Source organism: Streptomyces tailanensis (assembly GCF_008386495.1).
Classification (GTDB): domain Bacteria; phylum Actinomycetota; class Actinomycetes; order Streptomycetales; family Streptomycetaceae; genus Streptomyces; species Streptomyces tailanensis.
Genome location: NZ_VTHJ01000133.1, coordinates 1 through 558, shown reverse-complemented (window position 1 = coordinate 558; position 558 = coordinate 1). Strand labels below are relative to the sequence as shown.

At 63.4% G+C, this 558-nt stretch carries 2 protein-coding genes; both read right to left on the bottom strand.

The genetic code is table 11. The annotated features are described in order from the left end of the window. A partial coding sequence (locus tag F3T56_RS50430; protein ID WP_425473752.1) for a hypothetical protein occupies positions 1–64 on the bottom strand: 64 nt, incomplete at its 3' end. After that, positions 61–198, bottom strand: a complete 138-nt coding sequence (locus tag F3T56_RS46805) for a hypothetical protein (RefSeq protein ID WP_172639481.1) — start codon at positions 196–198, stop codon at positions 61–63. The genes F3T56_RS50430 and F3T56_RS46805, both read right to left, overlap by 4 nt. Positions 199–558 lie beyond the last annotated feature (360 nt).

Sequence of the window (558 nt, the reverse complement as noted above, 5' to 3'; positions counted from 1 at the left end):
GGGTGCGGAAGGTGTGCCGGTGGACGTACTCGACCTTGAGCACGCTGTTGAACGCCTCGCTCACGGCGGCCGGGGCACCCCGTCGGTGCCGGGCCCGTCGGGGAGGCCGGACTCCACCTCGCGGATGTGGCGCTGCCAGGCCAGTGCCTTGCGGCGCGCGTGCTCGGGTGCGGTCTCGAACAGCCCCCACCGCGTCATCGCCTGGGGCGGCACTGTCAACTTTGACGGAATGTCAGATGATCAAGAAGGAGATCGGTGATTTCCGCCTTCGAATCTGCGGGCGAAGCGCTGGATTGACGCGTTACAGTCAGGCCTCGGTCCGGGAATGCCTTGTTGATCATCTGGCATTCCGTCAAAGTTGACAGTGCCCGCGCTACAACACCCGCCGACGGCACTCGGCGAACGGACAGCAGGCACCGATCACCTACGAGCAGCAGTCAGCTACCCTGACACTTGCCGCATAACGACACGAACAGGTGTCCACCCTTCGGGGACAAGGCCCAAGGCCGGGTAGTTAGCGTTTTCGCAGGTCACGCAAGCCAGTTGAAGGATTTCTGA